This is a genomic window from Segatella copri, from assembly GCF_009494395.1.
In the GTDB taxonomy this organism is placed as follows: Bacteria; Bacteroidota; Bacteroidia; order Bacteroidales; family Bacteroidaceae; genus Prevotella.
In genome coordinates this window covers 25911-49312 of record NZ_VZCB01000046.1, presented here as the reverse complement: position 1 = coordinate 49312, position 23402 = coordinate 25911, and the positions used below count along the sequence as shown (strand labels likewise).

The window sequence follows — 23402 nt, the reverse complement described above, 5'->3', positions numbered from 1 at the left end:
AAGAGGAAAAATCTGGATTAAAGGATTTTAAAAAGACACAACCATGAAAGTATATTTGTATATAGCTAAACAGAAGAAGACGCTGAAAATGTACCTCCCATACATTGAAGCGCTTGGCAAAAAGCTCGACATCACCCACAATCTGGCAGATGCCGACATCGTTATGATATTGGGAGCATGGACCATGCAGGGAGCACAGCTTGCCGGAAAATCACGCAAGATGGGCATTCCATACATGGTGTGTCCACTCGGAGACATCTCTGAACGAAACCGGAAGAATCCTCACCTCAAGCGCAGCCTCCAGTCGCTCATGTATCAGAAGACGATGTATCAAAAAGCTGATCTCGTCATCGCCACAACACCGATGGAGAAGAACTATCTCGCCCAGCTGGGTTGGAACAAGAACATCGCCCTGATCAGATATTTCGGTTACAGTCATCTCACATCAGAAGGCGCCATGCTGGACAACTGGGCAGACACCAACACCTCTACCCTTTCCGGTTTTGAACAGCACAAGGCAGAAATGATTGCTGCACAGACCAAGGAGCCTATCATCGCTCAAATCCTGCAGATAAAAAGTCGTATGCCTCACCAGAACATTCCACAGAACTATCTGGACAGCCTGCATACCTTATTATATGCCGATAATTATGATGAAGATGCCATCAATGAGGAATTGCAGACGCTGAAGCTTTCCGGCTATGCGGCAGCAGTATTCCAGGTGATGACAGAGAAAACCGGACTTACCGAGGGCTTCATGCCCCTTCCGGCAAAAAAGAGCAGAAAAAGCAAGGAGATACTGAGATATGTAAAATAGGACAAAAGCAGAAAAGGGCTACCTTCACAGGCAGCCCTTTCTACATATTATACAAAAACATTATGAATTATTTCTATTAGCGAACAAGATTCTTATTTTTCTGATAAGTAACTATTCTATCTAAAAGTCACAATAAACCGAATATATCTTAAGTTTCAAACATCTTCTTGTTTTCGTTTGCAAAGGTACTACTTTTTCTCTGAATGTGCAATACCTAAAAATGGGGGTTTTCACTATTACCTAATAGTAGGTATCTGAAAAAAGATAAACATACGATAGTTTCCTGAACATACAGAATCAGGACAAGAAAACTGCGTATTTCTGAATAGAATACACAGAGATATGAATTTATATCACAGAGATACGGAGTGAAAAACACAGAGATACGGATTTATTTCACAGAGATATCCCGGAAAAACCCAGAGTTTTCAAGCGCAGACAATAAAAAAAACTGCAAGTCAGATATGAAATCCAACCTGCAGTTTCTATTAAAATCTCTCTCTCAATCTATTTTGATTCTTGAATCTACACCTGCGTGATTACTTCAAACCACGGTTGATGAGTGTAGCATTCAAAAGCATCACGTACTTGCGATACTGTGTATTGTTGAGGATGCTGTGCATGTACTTCAAATCCTTGATGACAGCCTTGTCAATCATAGCTGAACGATCCTCCTTAGATGCTGAAGCAGCATTCATCATGTCTGCTGTGAAGTTCTTGTGAACGTCAGAAACAGCATCAACCTGATCGATATTAAGTGACAATGCATCAGCCAAGCTACCCATCTTGATGTTCATGTTGTAAGCTGCTGTTGCGTTTGTAGCCTCTTCTGCTGCAAAAGTAGTTGTCATACTCAACAATGCTACTGCTAAAATCATAATCTTCTTCATAATCTTTTTACCTTTCTTTACTTTACGAGTCTCATGGAGCAGAAATCCTAATTGCTCCGTTCCCAGAGAACTCTTGTTAAACATTATCCTATAGTCTTATTTCTTTAAGACGCTGCAAAGATACGAACTTTCTGCTGTGTGCGCAAACATTTATTTGTTTTTTTTCAAAAATCCGTTTATTATTTGACATAAATCAACAAGAGCAGTCTAAAACCAGGAGCAGAAAGTAATTTTTTACAGATTTTAGCTAACAAATTGTAAGATGGCTCAAAATAATTAAGGTGGAGAGGAAAATTTCCTTGATTTCTCTTCCATATCCCAATATTTATTTGTACCTTTGCAGAAGTTAAGCAACAATTAAAGAATAAATGGAACAACAGACTCATATAGACAAGGCACTGGCATTTATGGAAAGCTTGGAAAAACTCGGCAGCCAACTGAAGGCAGCCGAAGAACAGCAGAAGCATTTCATCGCCCGCATGCTTGAACTGAAAAAGGCAAATCAGACAGAAAGCGACGAATATGCAGAACTATCCCAAAAGAGCAAGAGCCTGCAAGACATCATAGACAAATGGCGTCCTATCTATCTGGAGCGCATGGAAATGGTGAAAAGCGTCAGCATTCAAAGACGCCAACGCATGAATAAGAAAAAATAAAATCATATTGCCTATATATATAAATAGGTAATAGTATCAAAACAAGATAAAATAAAAACATAAATAATAATGGAATCAAACAACAAGAACAAATTTATCGTAGTGTCTTATGCACTCTACGATGTAACTAAAGGTGATAACGGTGAAGAAATGCTCATCGAGCGTACAACAGACGAGCGTCCTTTCATCTTCATCAGCGGCATGGGCGTAACATTGCCAGCATTCGAAGAGAAGATGGTAAATCTTGAAAAGGGCGAGGAGTTCGACTTTGAGCTGGAGCCAGAGCAGGCTTATGGCCTCCACTATGACGAGCGCGTACTCGATCTCGACAAGCAGATCTTTACAGTCAATGGCCAGTTTGATGCTCAGCACGTACAGGTTGGTGCCATCATCCCATTGCAGAACGAGGACGGCAACCACTTCAATGCTGTCGTTAAGAATATCACCGACGAGAAGGTTACATGCGACCTCAACCATCCATTGGCAGGTTTGAAGCTCAACTTCTGCGGTCAGGTATTGGAAAGCCGTGAAGCAACAGCTGAGGAAATCGCTAAGATGGCTCAGATGATCAGCGGTGAAGCTGGTGGTTGCGGTGGCGGTTGCGACAACTGTGGTGGCGACTGCAAGGACGGCAACTGCGAAGGCGGCTGCGATTGCAACAAGTAATATTTGAGAATAAACTATAGCGGCTGTCTCAAGCAAAATTGGGATAGCCGCTCTTCATATCAACTCATGAGGCTTACCTACCCTATCATCATGGGAAGAACGAGCCTCTATATCATACATAGGACAATGAGGAATACATTTGGCAATCTTTTCACTCTCACCACTTTCGGAGAGAGTCACGGCATAGCTGTAGGAGGCGTCATCGACGGTTTCCCTGCTGGCATTGACATAGACATGGACTTTATCCAGAGCGAACTGAATCGTCGACGCCCTGGACAAAGTCACATTACTACTGCCCGAAAGGAAGCAGACAAGGTGGAATTTCTAAGTGGTGTCTTCGAGGGAAAGTCAACGGGAACACCTATCGGCTTTGAAGTACGAAACCAGAACCAGCATTCTCAAGACTATGAGAACATGCGCTGTCTGTTTCGCCCATCACATGCCGACTTCACCTACAACGAGAAGTATGGAATCAGAGACCATCGGGGAGGCGGACGCTCATCTGCCCGCATCACCATCTCACGCTGCGTGGGTGGCGCCCTTGCCAAGTTGGCACTCCGCCAGCTGGGCATCAGCATCACTGCCTACACATCGCAGGTGGGAAACATCGCTTTGGAGAAAGATTACCATCAGTATGACCTCAATACCATCGAAGACAATCCGGTACGTTGTCCGGACCAGGCTAAAGCCAAGGAGATGGAAGACCTCATTGCCCAGGTTAAAGCCGACGGTGATACCATTGGAGGCATCATCACATGCGTAATCAAGGGATGCCCTGCGGGACTGGGTGAACCGGAATTCGACAAGCTCCATGCACAACTGGGTGCAGCCATGCTCGGCATCAATGCCGTGAAGGGTTTTGAATATGGAGAGGGATTTGCTGGCGTTACCGCCCGTGGAAGCGAACAGAATGATGTGTTTGTTCCGAAGGATGAAAATACAAATCAGACTGCAGATAAATCCATCAACCAGGATGTTGCAGCCCGCATCACGACCAGAAGCAATCATAGCGGAGGTATCCAGGGCGGTTTGAGCAATGGTCAGGATATCTATTTCCGGGTAGCATTCAAGCCTGTAGCCACCCTATTGATGGAACAGGACACTGTGGATCTGGAAGGAAATCCGACCAAGCTTACAGCCCGCGGCCGACATGATCCATGCGTATTGCCAAGAGCCGTACCCGTAGTAGAAGCAATGGCTGCCATGGTTATCCTGGACAACTACCTGTTGAATAAAACCATAAAACTTTAATTAGTGATTAATTGGTAGTGATTAGTGAGTAGTGATTAGTGAGTAGTGATTAGTGATTAACAAACTAATCACTACTAATTAATCACTAATCACTACTAATTAATCACTAATCACTAACAACTAATCACTATCTAAAGTTTACTGTCCTTTAATAGTTTAGGGCAATGCTCATTGAAAAAGCATTTATCACAAAGCGGCTTGGCACTCTTGCAGATATATCTGCCATGCAGCAGAATCCAATGATGAGCATTCGGAATATCCTCTGCAGGAATATGCTTCATCAGATAATCCTCTACCTTGCGAGGCGTATCTGCCGTGCGGGGCACCAATCCCATGCGATGGCTCACACGATAGACATGCGTATCCACCGCCATCGTAGCATGGCCGAACCATACGGCACGAATCACGTTCGCAGTCTTGCGCCCCACTCCAGCCAACTTCACCAGATCATCAGTCGCCTCAGGCACTTCGCCCCCAAACATCTCCACCAATTGACGGGACATCTGGGCAAGATGCTTTGCCTTGGCATTGGGATAGCTGACGGAACTGATCAGTTCATAAATATCCTCCTCGCTCGCCTGCGCCATGTGCAGAGCATCGGGATAACGGGCAAAGAGAGCCGGAGTAACCATATTGATACGCTTATCGGTGCATTGGGCCGAAAGCAAGGTAGCCACCAGAAGCTGAAATGCGCTACCGAATTGCAACTCGGTAGTCACATTCGGCAGCGCATCTCTGAAGTGATTCAATATAAAATCGTATCTTTCGTTACGAAGCATATTGTTTATTTTTTAGCAGGAGTTTTCTCTGCACCCTTCAACTTACCCTTGTAAGCCTTGTTCAAGCCAGCAATCACCTCTTTGGTAATATCCAAAACCTTATCAGCATAGAGCAGGTTATCACCACTCTTAGAGAAGATGATGCTATACTTCTTTTCCTTGTTATATCTATTGAGATAGTTGGCAATGCTGTCGTGGAGAGCCTTGTTATACTTGTCCTGCTCAGCAGCAAACTCATTGCTCAAACGCTGCTGCAATCCCTGAAGGTCATTGTTCTGCTTCTGAAGACCAGCCTGAATAGCCTCAGCCTGCTCACGAGTATATGCGTTCTGCTGAATCTTCTGCTGGAAATTAGCAGCAGCAGCCTGCAACTGCTGACCCTTCTGTGCGATAGTAGCCTGAATATTCTGACTCTTCTTCTCCAAGATAGAAGAATACTCCTTAGCAAAGGTATACTGAGTCATGATTGAGTCAACCTCAACGTATGCAACCTTCAACCCCGTAGAAGCCTTAGTCTCTGACTTAGCCTCAACCTGAGGCTGTGACTTGTTGCAAGATGCCAATGACAAAGCAGCAACAGCAGCAATAGCCACTGAACTCAAAATGTTCTTTTTCATTTTCTAGTATTTTATAATTTATATTTCTACTTATTAATTTCTTACTCCCGGTAAATTCAATTCATTCATATTTCTAATAAGCCTTATTGGCTTCACGCGCCTCGCGATCCTGATCTACCACACAGTGGATGCCCATCTTGCGCAAGCCCGGATTATCGTGAACATGCTGGGAAGAGAACTTACCATTCTTCTTGAAAATCAATTTCACGCTAAATAATGCCATTGCTATAGCAATTATTAACAGACTTAATAACATTAATTTTATCATTTTTATTACCTTTGCAGTGCCTTAGTGCACTTCGCGTTGCAAAGGTACGATTTTTCGAGGAAAACTCAAAATAAAATAAAGAAATAATAGAAAATTCAAAACAAAATAACATAAATATTTAAATAAATGGAAAAAAAAGAATTAAAACCTGCTCTCGTGTTTGAGCAGTTCGCTAAAATCAACGAAATACCTCGCCCTTCCAAGCATGAGGAAAACATGATTGAGTACTTGAAGGAATTCGGCAAAAGCCATCAGCTCGAGACTTTGGTCGACGAAACAGGAAACGTTCTCATTCGCAAGGCTGCAACTCCTGGATATGAGAACGCTGACACCATCATCCTCCAGAGCCACATGGATATGGTTTGCGACAAATTGGTAGACGTAGAGTTCGACTTCCATAAGGATGCCATCCAGACCTACGTAGACGGTGAATGGCTCAAGGCAAAGGGTACTACCCTCGGTGCTGATGACGGTATCGGCTGTGCCATCGAACTTGCCATCCTCGCTGCCGACGATATCGAGCATGGCCCTATCGAGTGCGTCTTCACCCGTGATGAGGAAACAGGATTGACAGGTGCCGTTGGCATGAAGGCTGGTTTCATGACCGGCAAGATGCTCATCAACCTCGATTCAGAGGATGAGGGACAGATTTTCGTATCATGTGCAGGCGGTCAGACTACCAAGGCTACCTTCCACTTCAACCGTGAGGAGGCTCCTGCAGGTTATTTCTTCATGGAGGCTTCCCTGAAGGGTCTCAACGGTGGTCACTCAGGCGATGACATCAACAAGAAGCGCGCCAATGCCATCAAGCTGCTTGCCCGTTTCCTCTTCCTGGAGAACGAGAAACAGGGTGGTGAACTCCGTCTGGTTAGCTTCAACAGCGGCAAGATGCACAATGCCATCCCTCGTGACGGCAAGATTGTCTTCGCTGTCAAGAATGAGGCTAAAGAGCAGGTACGTGCTGATTGGAACATCTTCGCTTCTGAAGTAGAGGATGAATTCCATGTTACAGAACAGTCTATGCAGTTCAACATGGGTTCTGCCGATGCTGCTCCTGTCATCGAGAAGACCGTTGCAGACAAATTCATCATGGCTTTGCAGGCTGTAGACAATGGTCCTCTTACCAACTGTCAGGACGAGGCACTCGCCGAGATGGTAGAGACTTCCAGCAATGTGGCAAGCGTTGCTACCGACGGGAACAGCATCCACATCGTGGCTTCTCAGCGCAGTAACGTGATGAGCAACCTGGATAATATGACCAACACTGTAAAGGCAGCATTCCTCCTGGCTGGAGCCGAGGTAAACGTTGGCGGAAAATACCCTGCATGGAAGATGCGTGCCAACAGCAAGCTGACCGACATCACCGTGAAGAGTTACGAAAAACTCTTCGGCAAGAAGCCATTGGTAAAGGGCATCCATGCCGGTCTGGAGTGCGGTCTCTTCTCTGAGCGTTACCCAGACCTCGACATGGTAAGCTTCGGTCCTACTCTTCGCAATGTCCACACTCCAGACGAGGCTCTTCTGATTCCTACCGTCCAGATGGTATGGGATCACATGCTGGACATTCTGCGCAGCGATAAATAACAACAGATATTGTTTCATTTCCCACATTCTCAGGATATGAAAAAGATATTATATGTATTGACATTGGGCTTCGTATTGGCTCTCACCTCCTGTGGAGACCAGTACAAGGCCAAGTCACTGGTCAAGGATTTCCTGGATGAGAACCTTGCCACGGACAATGACTGCAGCTATGAGCGATTCAGCAATCTCACTCCTACTGCCATGATTGACATAGATAAAGTAAAATCAATGCGCAAGGAGATGAGCACTTTACCATACATCAAGAAAGACATCAGCTATAATGACAATGCCATTACCGACACCTTATTATATATAAGGGCCACTTATAAGCTGACTGACAAGGATGGCAAACAGCAAGAGCTCACACAGACATTCTATATGGACAAGGCGCTGACTCATGTTGTCGCCTTCAAGCAAAACTAACCAAAAAGGTGCCAGCCATTCTCTGACGAGATTGCTGACACCTTTTTCTATTTTACACACATATTTCCTATCTTATACACATATTTCTTTCTTACACACATATAAAAACTAAGAAGCCATTTCCTCTTTTACGTATCTTCGCACACTCTTGCGCGCATTACCTAAATAATGCTCTGCACACTTATATTTGATGTTCAGGTGGAGAGCAATGTCCTTCACCGTCATTCCTTCCAGGTTTAACCTGTAGACACTACTTTGCTTCTCTGAAAGTTGTGCAATACCGTCTTCCAGTTTCCTCTGAATCTCATGGGCAGAATAGATGGTAGCAACATCATCTACATACCTGTTCTGCCAATCAGTGTTCCGGACCACATACTCATATTTTTCCAGACTGTGCCTGTGACGCCAATAATCCAGAATAAGATTGCGTGCTATAGTATATACCAGACAAGGTAAAGTAATACGTGTAATCATACAATCCATCTTCAACAGGCGCACGAAAACATTCTGCACGATATCTTCTGCCTGCTCGGCTTTTTCATCCCCCAGCAAGCGAGAAGCTACAAACCCTTTCAATTCGGCGTAGCACTCCGTATAGTATTCAGCAATGATGCTGTGCTTAGATTCAATGTTTTGTTCCATGATGGTGGTTTTGATCATTATGCTTTTACGTTAATTGTATTGCAAAGGTACGAAAAACAGATTGCATCACCAAAGAAACGAGATAAAAAAATGTGCTAAATGTCTACTTTGAAACATTTAGCACATATCTAGAAACAATTTGTAACCTTCAATGTTACATTTCGTAAAGTAATATACGCTTTAACAAAGCCCCAATTACTTGATCATATCCACACTTCTCTTCAGGAAAGCATCGAGAGAAGCACCCTTCAGCATACCGTTCTGCAACAGGACGAGGTCGATGAGCTGATGAACAATGTTGTTGTTCTTGGCATAGCCCGAGATGATATCATTGCGCTTTGCCTTCTCGTCGCTGATAGCCTTCTCTGTGTTGTGAACATCATCCTTCTCTTCCTGGGTAATCTCCTCTGGCTTCTTCTTGCCCTGCTCCTGATGAAGCACTGCGAGACGAGCTTCCTGACCCTTGATTTCTGCAAGGATTGGCTTCAATGCATCTGCTGTGTTAGCCTCAGCATCCTCCAATACCTTCTTCACCAAAGCATGGTCGGAGTTCAATACGATGTTGTAGCTGTCTGGCATCTGACCGTAGAAGTTCATGCCTGCCTGGAACTGGCTCATTGCCTTCATACGGCGCATGTACTCATTCTGGGTGATGAGCACCGGCTGGTTCTGCTCGCCCAATGCCTGAATCTCTACGAAGAACTCTGCCTTGTCGAGCTTAGGCATCTGAGAACGGAATACTTCTGTCAAGTTGTCAGACTGGTCTTTTGTCAAATCTGTCTTCTTGGCATCTTCCTTTACGATGAGTCGGTCGATGATATCCGCATCCACACGGGTGAAGCGGCTCTTCTCCAACTTCTGCTCCAGCATATTGACCATTGGAGTATCCAGCTGACCTTCCATCAGGAGCACTGAATAACCCTTCTGCTTGGCAGCCTCGATGTAAGAGTACTGCTCCTCCTTGTTGTTGGCATAGAGATATACCAGGTTGCCATCCTTATCGGTTTGGTTGTCCTTGATCAGCGTCTTGTACTCCTCGTAAGTGAAGTACTTGCCCTCTACATCCTTCAGGAGAGCGAAGTCCTTGGCGCGGTCGTAGAAGTCATCCTGTGAAAGCATACCGTAGTTGATGAAGAGTTTGAGGTCATCCCACTTCTCCTCGAATTCCTTACGGTTCTCCTTGAAGATAGAGTTCAAGCGGTCTGCCACCTTCTTGGTGATGTAGGTAGAAATCTTCTTCACGTTGCTGTCGCTCTGCAAGTAGCTGCGGCTCACGTTCAATGGGATATCCGGAGAGTCGATAACACCATGCAACAGGGTCAGGAACTCAGGAACGATGCCCTCTACCTGGTCTGTTACGAACACCTGGTTGCAATACAGCTGAATCTTGTTGCGCTGCATGTCGATGCTGTTCTTGATGCGTGGGAAGTAGAGAATACCCGTCAGGTTGAATGGGAAATCTACGTTCAGGTGAATCCAGAACAATGGATCGTCCTGCATTGGATAGAGAGTATGATAGAACTTCTTGTAGTCCTCATCCTTCAAGGTGCTAGGAGTCTTGGTCCAGAGAGGCTCCACATTATTAATAATGTTATCCTCGTCTGTCTCCACGTTCTTGCCGTCCTTCCACTCCGTCTTCTTGCCGAATGCCACAGGCACTGCCATAAACTTGCAGTACTTGTTCAGAAGTTCCTCGATCTTGCTCTTCTGGAGGAATTCCTTGCAGTCGTCAGCGATATGGAGAACGATATCTGAACCGCGGTCAGCCTTGTCAGCGTCCTCGATTTCGAAAGCTGGTGAACCGTCGCAGCTCCACTTTACAGCCTTGCTACCCTCTTTGTAGCTCTTGGTGATGATTTCCACCTTGCTGGCTACCATGAAAGAAGAATAGAAACCGAGACCGAAGTGACCGATGATGGCATTGGCATTCTCCTTATACTTGTCGAGGAAGTCGGTTACGCCTGAGAATGCAATCTGGTTGATATATTTATCGATTTCCTCCTCTGTCATACCGATACCACGGTCGCTGATAGTGAGGGTACCAGCCTTCTCGTCGAGAGAGAGGCGTACAGTAGTGTCGCCAATCTCACCCTTGAAGTCACCCTGAGCTGCGAGAGTCTTCAACTTCTGTGTAGCATCCACAGCGTTGGAAACCATCTCACGGAGGAAGATGTCATGATCTGAATATAAGAATTTCTTGATGACAGGGAAAATGTTCTCTGTCGTTACACCGATATTACCTTTCTGTGCCATAGTTATTATATCTTTAAATGTTATTATTTTATTTTTAATATTTGCTATGGCTTATACAAATAGCGTGCCAAATTATAGCACCCTACACACACGGATGCCAATCTGCACCGGATGTTTCTGCATATAGGTATACAGTGTCATCGGTTCGTCTATTACTTTTTTATGTATACTGCTTGCATTGAGCAGGTGGAGTCCGTCCTTGTGCCAGGAAGCCAGACCGATATGCGTGGTGTCCAATCCTTTCTTATTGGTAACAATCACGATGATGTCACCGTCATGGATAGCCTTTCTGAATATCTGGTTATTGGCAATGGTCGACTTGGGAACATAACGGTATTTCTTCCCGTTTACGCTCTGCTCCAACTGGCGAATACCTGCTTTCCATTCAGGATGAGCCGAAAGCATCTTATAGCTCGATGTATGAGTAGACATCCAGTTGACATTGACAGTCTGGATGGCTGTAAAAGGTGGATTAGGAGCGATGTTTCTGACGATACCCTCCTTTTCATTATCGTCCATCCAAATGGTAAAATAATGCTGGCGCTTCATATAAGATACTTCCCCACCTACATATCTCACGTGTTTCAAATGTTTGCAGAAGGAAGCAAAGGAGGTTTCATGTTTCTGGGCGCACATCGTCAGGGCAGTCACCATCTCTACATAGGTGGTACAGTCGAGTTCACGTGTATTCACGATGAGAACCTCTTCCTTTGTCCTATCCAAGGTACCTCCAACGTATGGAATCCCCACAAACTGCTTGCCAAACCACAGCATCCAGTTGGCAGGTTTCGTCTTCAAGGCTTTTGCCTGCTTCAACAAGTTGACGATACGAATACTGTCCTGGCGCTGATACACAACACCACTCTTTGCCATAGATGGCATCAACGACAGGACAGCCAAAACTAATACAGACACTCTCTTTAGAATTTTCATCTTCCTACAGTTTTAATGATTACGTTTTCTTCCAAAATTAACTCCGAAATACAGATTGACCGAACCGAAGGAATTATTGGTAGAGAACTGAGATTTTCTATAATTATAAGAATGGATGATAGTACTCATGCCCGCATACCATCGGGTATTGTTCCATACTACTCCAAATCTTCCTATACCATCCAGGTTGACATTCCTGAAACGGAAGTTCTTGATGTCGAAATGTTCACTTTCGCTATCCGAGGTAGACTGGTTGTAGGCAAGCCCCACCGAGAGCGAGGCATTGAAAAGCCAATTCTTGGCGAACACCCAGTTATAAGCATAGCCACAACTCACATTGATATCACTATACTTCACCTGCGAAAACATCAGGCTACTGTCTATCTTAGCCTGCTCTCCAGAAGGGACACCCTGGTTCAAGCGTTCATCAACAAGCTGGGTGAGCTTGTCCCAATCCACTTCCAGTTTGTGTTGGGTATATCCGATACCCAGGAGCATGGAGCCCGCACTTCTGCGCTGCACGGTACTCTGCGCATAAGCAGCTGGATAAGAGAATCTTCGATGATTAAAGATATAGTAAAGGTTGAGCCCCTTGATACTCGATTTAAATCCCCCGAAAGGCGCCTTCCTCATCGCATCACAGTTGATATGTTCTCCCAGATTCATGCGCTTCACATGATAATCATTACCTGTCTGACGCCAGAAGAGATCAACACCCAGCAGACTGCTGTAGAGACTCAAGTCAAACTCCTTTTTATTCGTATGACTGTTATTGGCATTGATATGCTTCAAGTCGAAAGTATAACCCAGGAATACCCATCGCCATCCCAGATACGGACCTAATCGCCAGGAAGGGTCAGGGGCAAAGGTAATGCTCTGTCCCTCCTTGTTGCGCAAGGTATAAATCTCGTAGGTATTCGTATTCTGCAGCATTACTGTATAGTTGTAATGCTGGTCTTCGATATAGGAAGAATCTGTGGTATTGAATTCCCGGAAGAACCGGGTAAAGACATTGCCCACCTGATGAAAGAAAGTCCGCTTATGGCGGGCTCTTATCAGGCTATCCGTGGAGTTGTGCTTAAACATGGTAGAATTGAAAAGATGGCGTACATAAAGGGTATCAGTTACCTCCACCTTCTTTTCATCGTCTTTTGCAGACAAAACCTCTTCTTCTGCTGCCCCTACAGGCAGCAGAAAAAAGGTTAACATCATCCACAAAAAACAAATTTTTCTCATACAGAGACTTTCTTATTTTAAGTCTAATTCTTCCACAAAACACGGTCTAACACCCAGTTAACCGGTGTAGCCGAGATACTCGTACAGTCGCAATGCCCGATGCCCTGCAAATGCTCTATGACATGTTTGATCATCGGCAATTGCACATAGGAAGGATTTGGTACGGTAATACTCTGTTTTCCTTCACTCGTGATGAGAACGATAGGTTCGTATGTAAATACCGAAAAAGACAAGGAACCCTTATCACCGATAACCTCGATACAGTCTTCCTTTGCACTCTCATGTCCCACAAAGCACCAGCTTCCACTGCCCGTAACCCCATTTTCGAAGAAGAAACAAGCTGAAACGGTATCCTCAGCCTTATAGAGATGAGCACGATTGGCAGGATAGCCATGTGCACGGGTGATAACACCGAAAATATTCTGCAACAAATCAATCTGGTGTGGGGCCAAATCATAGAAATAACCTCCACCTGCAATATCCGGCTGCAATCTCCAAGGCAATTCCTTTTCGTTTTTATAGTCAAGGTCACGTGGAGGCACAGAGAATCTGATCTGTACATTGATTACCTTGCCGATGGTACCGTTTTCAATGATCTCCTTCACTTTCTGGAAATATGGAAGATAACGACGGTAATATGCCACAAAGCAAGGAACACCGGTCTGCTCACTGATACGGTTGATACGGATACAGTCGTTATAGCTTGCTGCCAATGGCTTTTCTATATAAACAGGCTTTCCTGCACGCATTGCCATGATGGCAAAGGTGGCATGAGACGATGGTGGAGTAGCGATATAGATGGCATTTACATCAGGGTCGTCTATCAATTCCTGGGCATCCGTATACCATTTACGGATATGATGACGCTCAGCATAACTACGAGCCTTGTTCTCGCTACGGCTCATCACAGCCACGACCTGCGAACCTTCCACCTCATTGAAGGCCGGTCCGCTCTTCTTTTCGGTTACTTCTCCGCAGCCGATAAATCCCCAATTGATCTGTTTCATACGTTTCGATGATTTTTATTCTCCAGCAAGCGACTTGTTGATCTCGTCAATATAATCGAGCACTTCGTCACGTCCCATCTTTTTCTCACTACTAGTAATGAAGTAAGGAGGAAGCTCTTCCCAGCGATCTTCCAATGCATGCATCCATTTCTCGGCATTCATACGAGCCTTTACCGGTCCCAGCTTGTCTGCCTTGGTGAAAACGATACAGAATGGCACATTGCTTTCGCCCAACCAGTCTACGAATTCACGGTCAATCTTCTGCTGGTCATGGCGTACGTCGATAAGAACAAAGACGTTTGCCAACTGAGGACGCTGCAGGATATAGCTGCTGATCATCTGCTCCAACTGCTTCTGGACGGTCTTGGAACGCTTGGCAAAACCATAGCCGGGAAGGTCAACCAGATACCATTCATTATTGATAATGAAGTGATTGATCAGCAACGTCTTACCCGGTGTGGCTGAAGTTTTAGCTAAACCTTTATGATTACAAAGCATATTGATAAGACTAGACTTACCCACATTGCTTCGACCGATAAAGGCATACTCTGCCTTATTATCCTTAGGACACATGCTCACTCGTGGAGCAGATATTGTAAATTCAGATTTCTTAATTTCCATCGTTATGTTTTCTATTATTATGTTAATCACTAAATGTCAGCAAACGAACTAATCATAAAGTTCAATGTTCAAACCTCAAAGTTCAATGTTCAAAGTTCAAAGTCTATAGCATCTCTGACAATTCCAGCCATCTCATTTCCTTCTCATCAAGTTCATCCTTGATTTCCGGCAGGCGCTTGCTCTTTTCCGTCAGTTCATCTACCGAAAGCGTTCCACTGCACAGAGCTTCTTCCAACTTTTTCTGCTCTTCGGTGAGCTTATCTATTTCCTGGGTCAGCTGTTCATATTCACGCTTCTCCTTATAGCTCATCTTGCGCTTGTTCTCGAAGTTGGCGTCACGCTTGGCGGTGCCGGCACCATCATTGACTGCAGCATTACTGCTGGCAGTTTTAGCAGCAGCCGCAGCTTTCTCTGCCTCATCCTTCTCCTGCAATCGGCTCCAGTCACGGTATTGCGTATAGTTGCCAGGGAAATCCTGTATCTCGCCCTCGCCCTTGAACACCAGAAGATGATCCACAACCTTGTCCATGAAATAACGGTCGTGACTTACTACGATAACGCAACCGACAAAATCCTGCAGGTACTCCTCCAGCACCTGGAGGGTCTGGATATCGAGGTCGTTGGTAGGCTCATCGAGAACCAGGAAGTTAGGATTCCTCATCAGCACCGTACAGAGATAGAGCTTGCGCTTCTCGCCTCCACTCAACTTATATACGTAGTTGTGCTGTTCCTCTGGAGTAAAGAGGAAGAACTGCAGGAACTGCGAAGCCGTCATGTGCTTGCCATTTCCCAAGTCGATATAATCGGCAATCTCGGTAATGACATCAATCACCTTCTGGTCTTCCTTGAACTTCAAGCCTTCCTGCGAGAAATAGCCGAAGCGAACCGTCTCACCGATGTCAAACTTTCCGCTGTCCGGCTGAACTTCACCCAAGAGCATCTTGATGAAGGTAGACTTACCCGTTCCGTTATTACCCACGATACCCATCTTCTCGAATCGGGCAAAGTTGTAATAGAAGTTATCGAGTATCACCTTCTTCTGACCACGGTCATCGAAAGCCTTGCTAACATACTGGCATTCAAATATCTTGGAACCGATGTATACGGTAGATGCTTTCAAGCGCACCTGTCTGTCTTCGATACGCTGCTTGGCCACCTTCTCCAGTTCATAGAAAGCATCTTCACGATACTTAGCCTTATGACCACGTGCCTGAGGCTGGCGGCGCATCCAGTCAAGCTCCCTGCGGTAGAGATTCTTGGAATGCTGAATTTCAGCCCGGAGATTATCCATGCGCTCCTGACGTTTCTCCAGATAGTAGGCATAATTGCCTCTATAGGTATAGATGGTCTTATCGTCAAGTTCCAGGATGGTATTGCACACCTTATCCAGGAAGAAACGGTCGTGAGTAACCATGAAGATGGTCTTGTTTCCTCTGTTCAGGTATCCCTCCAGCCATTCTATCATTTCCAGGTCAAGGTGGTTGGTAGGCTCATCGAGCATCAGGAAATCGGGCTCCTCTATCAGCACATTAGCCAGGGCAACACGTTTCTGCTGTCCTCCGCTAAGCTGTCCCATCGGCTGCTCCATATTGGTAATATGTAACTGGGTCAGGATCTGCTTGGCACGGAGCACCTTCTCCGGGTCTCCCTCATGATTGAAACAAGCATCGAGCACGCTCTCCTCCGGATCGAATTGAGGAGACTGCTCCAAATATCCTATCTTCAAATCGCGACGATAGATGATATCACCGCTTTCATGTCCCTCCTTATCCATCAGAACAGACATCAGGGTAGACTTTCCCGTGCCGTTACGTGCCACGAGTCCTACCTTCTGTCCTTCGGCGATAGAGAAGGAAATCTTATCAAAAAGAACCTGCGCACCAAATCGTTTGGTGAGGTTTTGTACGTCTAAATATGGTATCTGACTAGCCATTCTGCAATTTTTTCATGCAAAGATAATGATTTTCGCTCAAAAAGTAGTATCTTTGCACCGTATTTTTAAGGAAACTTGCATATTTTATCGTATAATTGATTGTTTGCGGTAACTTTTGGGGCAGTTTTCGAAGATAAAAAGATTAGAAAATTAAAAAGACATATTAAGAATGGAATTAGCAAGTAAGTACGATCCACAAGCAGTGGAAAGTAAATGGTATCAGTACTGGCTCGACAACAAGCTTTTCAGCTCTAAGCCAGATGGTCGTGAACCTTATACAGTGGTGATCCCTCCACCAAACGTAACGGGTGTGCTCCACATGGGACACATGCTCAACAATACAATTCAGGATATTCTCGTTCGCCGTGCTCGCATGGAGGGCAAGAACGCTTGTTGGGTACCTGGAACCGACCACGCCAGTATCGCTACTGAGGCAAAGGTGGTTAACCGCCTCGCTCAGCAGGGCATCAAGAAGACAGACCTCACCCGCGAAGAGTTCCTCAAGCATGCCTGGGACTGGACTCACGAGCACGGCGGCATCATCCTCAAGCAGCTCCGCAAGCTCGGTGCCAGCTGCGACTGGGACCGCACAGCATTCACCATGGACGAGACTCGCTCTCGTGCCGTCATCCACGTATTCTGCGACCTTTACAAGAAGGGTCTCATCTATCGTGGCGTGCGCATGGTTAACTGGGACCCTAAGGCTCAGACTGCGCTCTCTGACGAGGAGGTTATCTACAAGGACGAGCACTCTAAGCTCTATCATCTGAAGTACTACGTAGTAGAGCAGGACTGCCAGCAGGTGGATGAGGAGAACGTGATGCACAAGGATGAGAAGGGTTACTATGCCGTGGTAGCTACCACCCGTCCTGAGACCATCATGGGCGACTCTGCCATGTGCATCAACCCTGAGGATAAGAAGAATACCTGGCTGAAGGGCAAGCACGTAATCGTGCCTCTCGTAAACCGCGAGATTCCTGTCATCGAGGATACATACGTAGATATCGAGTTCGGTACCGGTTGCTTGAAGGTAACTCCAGCTCACGATATCAACGACCACGCCCTCGGCTTGAAGCACGGTTTGGAGACCATCGATATCTTCAACGACAACGGTACCATCAGCGAGGCAGCAGGTCTCTATGTTGGCATGGACCGCATGGACGTGCGCAAGCAGATTTCCATCGACCTTCAGAACGCCGGATTGATGGAGAAGATTGAGGACTATAATAATAAGGTGGGCTTCTCTGAGCGTACCAATGTGCCTATCGAGCCAAAGCTCTCTACACAGTGGTTCCTCAAGATGCAGCACTTTGCCGACATCGCCCTCCCTCCTGTGATGGACGATGACATCGAGTTCTATCCTAAGAAGTACAAGAACACCTATCGCCACTGGTTGGAGAACATCAAGGACTGGTGTATCAGCCGTCAGCTCTGGTGGGGTCACCGCATCCCAGCCTACTACTTCGACAATGCCGGCAAGAAGGATTTCGTGGTAGCTGAGACTGCAGAGGAGGCTCTGAAGCTCGCTCAGGAGAAGAATGCCAGCATCAAGGCTGAGGATCTTGAGCAGGAGAGCGACTGCCTCGACACCTGGTTCTCTTCATGGTTGTGGCCTATCTCTCTGTTTGATGGCATCGAGCATCCAGACAACGAGGAGATCAACTACTACTACCCTACTTCCGACCTCGTAACTGGTCCGGACATCATCTTCTTCTGGGTAGCACGTATGATCATGGCTGGCTACGAGTATCGTGGCAAGATGCCATTCAAGCACGTATATTTCACAGGTATCGTTCGCGATAAGCTCGGCCGCAAGATGAGCAAGAGTCTCGGTAACTCACCAGACCCATTGGATCTGATTGACAAGTTTGGTGCCGACGGTGTTCGTATGGGTATGATGCTCAGCGCTCCAGCCGGCAACGACATCCTCTTCGACGAGAGCCTTTGCGAGCAGGGACGTAACTTCAACAATAAGATCTGGAATGCCTTCCGCCTCGTTAAGGGTTGGGAGACTGCAGATATCGAGCAGCCTAAGAGTGCAGAAATCGCCGTGAAGTGGTTTGATGCCAAGCTTAAAGAGGTGAACGAGGAGATGCAGAAACAGTTCAAGGACTACCGTATCTCTGAGGCTTTGATGACTGTATATAAGCTGTTCTGGGATGAGTTCTCATCTTGGTACCTGGAGATGGTGAAGCCAGCTTACGGCCAGCCTATCGACCAGAAGAGCTACGACGCTACCCTCCGTTTCTTCGATGCCCTCCTGAAGATGTTGCATCCATTCATGCCATTCATCACCGAGGAGTTGTGGCAGCACATCTACGACCGCAAGGATGGCGAGAGCATCATGCGCGAGAAGCTGGAAATTCCTGCACCTACAGCTGAGGAGCAGAAGTTGGCAGCAGATATCGAGGCTGTGAAGCAGATCATTGCCGGTGTTCGCACCGTTCGCAACCAGAAGAACATTGCCCAGAAGGAGCAGTTGTCTCTCCAGGTAGTAGGCAAGAACGATTTCGAGGCTTACAACGACGTAACTCTGAAGATGGCCAACCTCGACAAGATTGAGGTCATCGCTGAGAAGAGTGCCGATGCATCAAGCTTCATGGTAGGTACCGACGAGTTTGCCGTACCATTGGGCGACCTCATCGACGTAGCAGCCGAGATTGAGAAGGCAGAGGCTCAGCTCAAGCACCTGGAAGGCTTCCTGATGGGCGTACGCAAGAAGCTCAGCAATGAGAACTTCGTAGCTCACGCTCCAGAAAAGGTAGTAGCCCTGGAGCGCAAGAAGGAAAGCGACTCTGTTGAGAAGATTGCTGCCCTCAAGGCAACCATCGAGGAGCTCAAGAAGAAATAATAGTTTAATATTTATCATGTTAAGTGCGGAATGTTAAGTGTAAGAACTTAGCATTTCACACTTAACATTTCATATTTTCAAGAGAAACATGATCAAGAAGCTTTTCACCTTATTTATATGTTTGTTTTCACTTGCTATGACTTTCACCAGTTGTAGCGATGAAGCCGTTGATGTGGAAACAGTCAACAAGCAGACTATTTTCGTCTTCTATCCTTGGACGGGTGGAACCAACACTTCCGGTCTGAAAGATTACCTGGAAAACAATGTAGACAGCATGTGCGCTGGTATCGTAGACAAGAAGGGCCTTACCAATACAAGAGTTTTGGTTTTCTTCACCGAAAAATACAATCAGAGCACACTCTACGATCTTCAGTATGACGCAACAACCAAGACCGTGAACCGTATTCCTATCAAGAAATACGAAGGCAACAGTCATTGCACAGCAGAAGGATTCGCTGACTTGCTGAACGATGTAAGACAAAACGCAGAAGCCCTCAACTACTCCTTGATTATCGGAGCACATGGTTGCGGATGGACTTACGCCAACGACTGGGTGAATTATCCATATAAGGCACGACCAAAAGGCGGTTCCATCAGAAAGGGAAATGATGAAAATGCTGTATCCAATGCTACTTCCAACAGTTTTAGCGGCATCCAGTTTGGCAGTGATCCCAACAAACCTGTCACCCGCTTCTTTGGAAGCGTAAGTCAGGCAGACAATGCCATCGACGTTTCCACCTTAGCCGAAGGCATCAAACTCAGCGGACTCAAGATGCAATTCATCCTCTTCGATGCCTGCTACATGGGCAATGTAGAGACGGCTTACGAACTGAAGGATGTAACCAACTTCCTGATCAGTTCCAGCAGCGAAGTGATGGGCGAAGGCATCCCATACAAGACAATATGGAGCTATCTCTGTTCATCTGTGCCAAACTATTCCAGCGCAGTATCAGGCGTCGTCAACTTCTATAAGAATTCCAATGTCCCTTACTGCAACATGGCGGCTATTGACTGCCGACAGATAGACAAACTGGCAAGCATCATGAAGGAGATCAACAGCAAATATACATTGGCTTCGACAGTGCCACTCGACTCTATCCAGCCTCTGGATGGTTTCTCGCCAAATCTCTTCTACGATCTCTCGGTTTATGTAGACAGCCTCTACCCTAGCGGCTATCTGAAAGATGAGTTCACATCACAATTAAAGCTCACCATCAAGGCAGCGGAACATACGGATGAAGCCTATACTGCCTTAATGAGTTTTTATGGCAAGACCTTCAAGGTGAAGAACTATTGCGGTCTTTCCATCTCCGACCCTAGCCAGAACAGCGTAGCTATCAAGGGAAGAGAGAAGACCGGTTGGTGGAAAGCTACACATTAACATGAAACGGTTTGACCACAGGCTAGACCGCTTCATTAAGTTCAATGTACAAAAATCAAAAAACAAAGATGGAATATTTTATCATAGACAATAACGGTCAGCAAGCAGGTCCTTTCAGTCAGGACCAGCTTGTCCAGAAAGCCATCAGCCCTGAAACATTAGTCTGGAAGCAGGGAATGGCAGATTGGACACCGGCTTGGAAAGTTGAAGAATTGAGAATTGTACTGGAGGCTGTTGAAGCCAACAAGCCAAACAGCACGAACCAGCAGGAAAACCAAGAGCCTCAGCAGCAAACTTCTGAGCAGGCTCAGCAACAGGCATATCAGCAGGCTCAGCAACAGGCTTACCAGCAAGGTTTCCAACAGGGAGCAACCATGAATGCCAACTTCCAGCAGCAACCAAAGAAACGAAAGAGCCATATGGCAATAAAGCTGATTATCGGCTTGATTGTCTTCATCATAGCCGTTTTCGCTGTTTCCAATCCAGGAGCTGATGCCCACAAGGAGAAGGTTCGCACGGAAGTAGGCAAAGCCATCGAAAAGGCAACCAGCACTTCTGACAACAATTTCTTCACTCAAGCCCTCCGCTCGGTAGCCAAGATGATGGCGGGCAGCGTCATGGATGAAGCCATGAACCAGCTCTTCGAATACCACAACTACATTGTATGTTCTAAAGGTACCGTAGAGTTTAATGGCAAGCAGCACACCGTCAGCTTCGGTATTCTTGGCACAGTTTACACCATGAATGCCGATGATATGGTAAAGGCGCTGGAAGGTGCCGACAATCTGCAGCTGGAAGAAATGAACTCTTCCTCATCCGACGACACCTCTTCCATTGATGGAACCAACGATGAAAGCACCAGTTCTTCCGATGATACTTCTGCCGATGAAGGTTTTGGTGCCAAGGTTCAGAAAAGACTGGAAGACAAGGCAAACCAGGCCATGGATAAAGCAGCAGACAAGGTAGGCAAGAAAATAGAAGAAAAGATAAACCAGAAGTTAGATGAGGCTACCGATTCTTCTAAAGTAGAAAAGTTTATCGATAAGATTCTGGAATTCCTATAATCTGCAGGAATTTCTAATGCTAGGCTAAGATTAATAAATGATGCCCAGCATCATCTTAAGAAATATAAGAAAGAGGGTGTGTCATAAGTTTATGACACACCCTCTTTTTGTTGGTATAAATATGTTGTACGATAGTTGTTCCATCAGCGTCATTAATCACAGCCTATTCTGCCAGTATTTGATTATTCCTATTAAGCTTCTAGGACAAAAGAAAATAAAGGCTTATCACAAAAATGATTTATAAAAGTCCTGATGTAAGATTCGGATTTATTACAACTATTTTGCACGTAATCGTAATATGACTCATCTGGAGTTCTATTATAATACCAATTATCACTAGTGCTTTCTATAGTAGAATCATTCATACTATATACATCACCTCCTAAGATTGGAATCGCTAAGAGTTTACATGTCTGCACTATTTTTAGTGCTTCTTGACATGGAAAAGCATAGCCTTCAATACCTAAATCCATCAAGGAATAATATTCGGAAATATTATTATCTTGAATAATTGAAATTATATCATTCCGTTTCATTTTATGGGTCTGTTTATGCTTAATACATGAGCCTTTGAGCTAGTGCGGATAAAAAGCATACACATGCTTACACAAAGGAAGTATTCGTTTGCGATAACCATCAAACTTCCTCTTCAGTTTGTATTTCATTCCTTCCTCTGTGGTCTTATATCTCACAGCCATCGCTTTGATTTGCTCATCAAAGGTAGAATACAATTCCTCTTCCGTAATACCACAAAGTGCCTCATAATGCTCGTCCATACTGATGTCGTTAGGCTGATTGAAGCCACAGAACACGCTTACCTGCGAGAACTTGGTGACACCCGTGAGCAAAACAAACTGCAGGTCATCATCCGCTTCCTTGAACACAGAATAAACGCCTCTAAGAAGATTACGATTATAATCCTCCAAAGTCATCTTTCCATATTCATTCTGCACAGAAATATCCATATCCATCACATCAAGCAAAGGCTTGTCATACTCATCGATGAGTACAACTGCTCTTACTCCAGTTTTTGCGTGAGCTTTCTTGAGTACGGCTCGAAAACGACTACTCAAAGTCTTGGCAAGTTCATCCTTTCCATAAACAAGTTCAGCACGGGCAACAAATTCCTCCAAAACATGCTCCAGGGTATAAGGCTCAATATAATTTTGTCCACCAAAAGAGAGATGCAACACAGGATATTGCTTCCACTCCTTCTCCAGTTTGTCGATGGAAAGTCCTTTAAAAAGTTCCTTCTTTCCCTCGAAATAGCATTTCAAAGTAGATACGAGCAATGATTTTCCGAATCGTCGAGGACGACTCAGAAAGTAAATTGTTCCATTATGAACCAAATCATAGATCAAGCCTGTCTTGTCCAGATATACATAGCCATCCTTTATGATTTTCTCAAAGTCTTGTATTCCTATAGGATATTTCATATTGCTACCTATTTTAATATAACTTGGTGCAAAGATACAATTTTATTTTCATATATCCTTGGTTTACCTGTCATTATTTTGCATGAAAGATTCA

The 23402-nt window shown here is 45.3% G+C and carries 22 protein-coding genes; 9 read left to right on the top strand and 13 right to left on the bottom strand.

Going from position 1 to position 23402, the window contains the following annotated elements:
• Window positions 1-43: 43 nt before the first annotated feature.
• On the top strand, window positions 44-817 hold the full coding sequence (locus tag F7D73_RS05340; RefSeq protein WP_153122818.1) for a glycosyltransferase: 774 nt from the start codon (window positions 44-46) through the stop codon (window positions 815-817).
• 539 nt (window positions 818-1356) lie between these two features.
• On the opposite strand, the gene F7D73_RS05335 is transcribed toward F7D73_RS05340, so the two are convergent.
• Entirely contained in the window at window positions 1357-1707 is a 351-nt protein-coding gene (locus F7D73_RS05335; RefSeq protein WP_153122816.1) for a hypothetical protein, read from the bottom strand.
• Between the two features lie 368 nt (window positions 1708-2075).
• Between F7D73_RS05335 and F7D73_RS05330 the strand changes: the two genes are divergently transcribed.
• The 3 genes from F7D73_RS05330 (at window position 2076) to aroC (ending at window position 4280) form a co-directional block, all read left to right on the top strand.
• A complete protein-coding gene (locus tag F7D73_RS05330) occupies window positions 2076-2363 on the top strand; it encodes a hypothetical protein (protein ID WP_153122814.1) in 288 nt (95 codons plus the stop codon).
• A 69-nt stretch (window positions 2364-2432) separates the two neighbouring features.
• Entirely contained in the window at window positions 2433-3029 is a 597-nt protein-coding gene (locus tag F7D73_RS05325; RefSeq protein ID WP_153122812.1) for an FKBP-type peptidyl-prolyl cis-trans isomerase, read from the top strand.
• Between the two features lie 126 nt (window positions 3030-3155).
• A complete protein-coding gene (gene aroC, locus F7D73_RS05320) occupies window positions 3156-4280 on the top strand; it encodes a chorismate synthase (RefSeq protein ID WP_153122810.1) in 1125 nt (374 codons plus the stop codon).
• Window positions 4281-4411: 131 nt separating this feature from the next.
• On the opposite strand, the gene nth is transcribed toward aroC, so the two are convergent.
• The 3 genes from nth to F7D73_RS05305 form a co-directional block, all read right to left on the bottom strand.
• A complete protein-coding gene (gene nth / locus F7D73_RS05315) occupies window positions 4412-5059 on the bottom strand; it encodes an endonuclease III (protein WP_153122807.1) in 648 nt (215 codons plus the stop codon).
• A 5-nt stretch (window positions 5060-5064) separates the two neighbouring features.
• Window positions 5065-5676, bottom strand: coding sequence for an OmpH family outer membrane protein (locus F7D73_RS05310; protein ID WP_153122805.1), 612 nt, complete (start codon window positions 5674-5676; stop codon window positions 5065-5067).
• Between the two features lie 73 nt (window positions 5677-5749).
• Window positions 5750-5944, bottom strand: coding sequence for a hypothetical protein (locus F7D73_RS05305; RefSeq protein WP_089542716.1), 195 nt, complete (start codon window positions 5942-5944; stop codon window positions 5750-5752).
• A gap of 126 nt (window positions 5945-6070) precedes the next feature.
• On the opposite strand from F7D73_RS05305, the gene F7D73_RS05300 reads away from it, so the two are divergent.
• Together F7D73_RS05300 and F7D73_RS05295 are read left to right on the top strand one after the other, a co-directional pair.
• Window positions 6071-7528, top strand: a complete 1458-nt coding sequence (locus tag F7D73_RS05300) for an aminoacyl-histidine dipeptidase (protein WP_153122803.1) — start codon at window positions 6071-6073, stop codon at window positions 7526-7528.
• 36 nt (window positions 7529-7564) lie between these two features.
• Window positions 7565-7951, top strand: a complete 387-nt coding sequence (locus tag F7D73_RS05295; protein ID WP_153122801.1) for a hypothetical protein — start codon at window positions 7565-7567, stop codon at window positions 7949-7951.
• Window positions 7952-8059: 108 nt separating this feature from the next.
• Here the strand turns inward: F7D73_RS05295 and F7D73_RS05290 are convergent, their stop codons facing one another.
• From F7D73_RS05290 to F7D73_RS05260, 7 genes are all read right to left on the bottom strand, one after another.
• The gene (locus F7D73_RS05290; RefSeq protein WP_228117639.1) at window positions 8060-8593 is read right to left on the bottom strand and encodes an RNA polymerase sigma factor; all 534 of its coding nucleotides are present in this window, start codon (window positions 8591-8593) and stop codon (window positions 8060-8062) included.
• Between the two features lie 195 nt (window positions 8594-8788).
• Complete coding sequence (htpG, locus tag F7D73_RS05285) at window positions 8789-10846, bottom strand: molecular chaperone HtpG (protein ID WP_153122795.1); 2058 nt, start codon at window positions 10844-10846, stop codon at window positions 8789-8791.
• Window positions 10847-10918: 72 nt separating this feature from the next.
• Window positions 10919-11761: an N-acetylmuramoyl-L-alanine amidase-like domain-containing protein gene (locus F7D73_RS05280; RefSeq protein WP_367383702.1), complete on the bottom strand. Its 843-nt coding sequence runs from the start codon at window positions 11759-11761 to the stop codon at window positions 10919-10921.
• A 30-nt stretch (window positions 11762-11791) separates the two neighbouring features.
• Window positions 11792-13015 carry a DUF4421 domain-containing protein gene (locus F7D73_RS05275; protein WP_437182293.1) on the bottom strand — a complete coding sequence of 408 codons (1224 nt, stop codon included), beginning with the start codon at window positions 13013-13015 and terminating at the stop codon, window positions 11792-11794.
• A gap of 23 nt (window positions 13016-13038) precedes the next feature.
• A complete protein-coding gene (locus F7D73_RS05270; RefSeq protein WP_153122790.1) occupies window positions 13039-14022 on the bottom strand; it encodes a Gfo/Idh/MocA family protein in 984 nt (327 codons plus the stop codon).
• 15 nt (window positions 14023-14037) lie between these two features.
• A complete protein-coding gene (gene yihA / locus F7D73_RS05265) occupies window positions 14038-14643 on the bottom strand; it encodes a ribosome biogenesis GTP-binding protein YihA/YsxC (protein WP_153122788.1) in 606 nt (201 codons plus the stop codon).
• A 103-nt stretch (window positions 14644-14746) separates the two neighbouring features.
• Entirely contained in the window at window positions 14747-16576 is a 1830-nt protein-coding gene (locus F7D73_RS05260) for an ABC-F family ATP-binding cassette domain-containing protein (protein WP_153122786.1), read from the bottom strand.
• A 169-nt stretch (window positions 16577-16745) separates the two neighbouring features.
• Here F7D73_RS05260 and F7D73_RS05255 point away from each other — a divergent pair, with 169 nt between their 5' ends.
• The 3 genes from F7D73_RS05255 to F7D73_RS05245 all read left to right on the top strand — a co-directional run bounded on the left by F7D73_RS05255 (window position 16746) and on the right by F7D73_RS05245 (window position 21872).
• The gene (locus F7D73_RS05255; RefSeq protein WP_153122785.1) at window positions 16746-19427 is read left to right on the top strand and encodes a valine--tRNA ligase; all 2682 of its coding nucleotides are present in this window, start codon (window positions 16746-16748) and stop codon (window positions 19425-19427) included.
• An 88-nt stretch (window positions 19428-19515) separates the two neighbouring features.
• Complete coding sequence (locus F7D73_RS05250) at window positions 19516-20808, top strand: clostripain-related cysteine peptidase (RefSeq protein WP_153122783.1); 1293 nt, start codon at window positions 19516-19518, stop codon at window positions 20806-20808.
• A gap of 68 nt (window positions 20809-20876) precedes the next feature.
• Window positions 20877-21872 (top strand): GYF domain-containing protein, encoded by a 996-nt coding sequence (locus tag F7D73_RS05245; protein WP_194256858.1) that lies wholly within the window; start codon window positions 20877-20879, stop codon window positions 21870-21872.
• 191 nt (window positions 21873-22063) lie between these two features.
• Here F7D73_RS05245 and imm40 read toward each other — a convergent pair whose 3' ends face one another.
• Both imm40 and F7D73_RS05235 read right to left on the bottom strand, forming a co-directional pair.
• The gene (imm40, locus tag F7D73_RS05240) at window positions 22064-22408 is read right to left on the bottom strand and encodes an Imm40 family immunity protein (RefSeq protein WP_153122778.1); all 345 of its coding nucleotides are present in this window, start codon (window positions 22406-22408) and stop codon (window positions 22064-22066) included.
• 39 nt (window positions 22409-22447) lie between these two features.
• Window positions 22448-23308, bottom strand: a complete 861-nt coding sequence (locus F7D73_RS05235; RefSeq protein WP_367383701.1) for an ATP-binding protein — start codon at window positions 23306-23308, stop codon at window positions 22448-22450.
• Window positions 23309-23402: the final 94 nt, after the last annotated feature.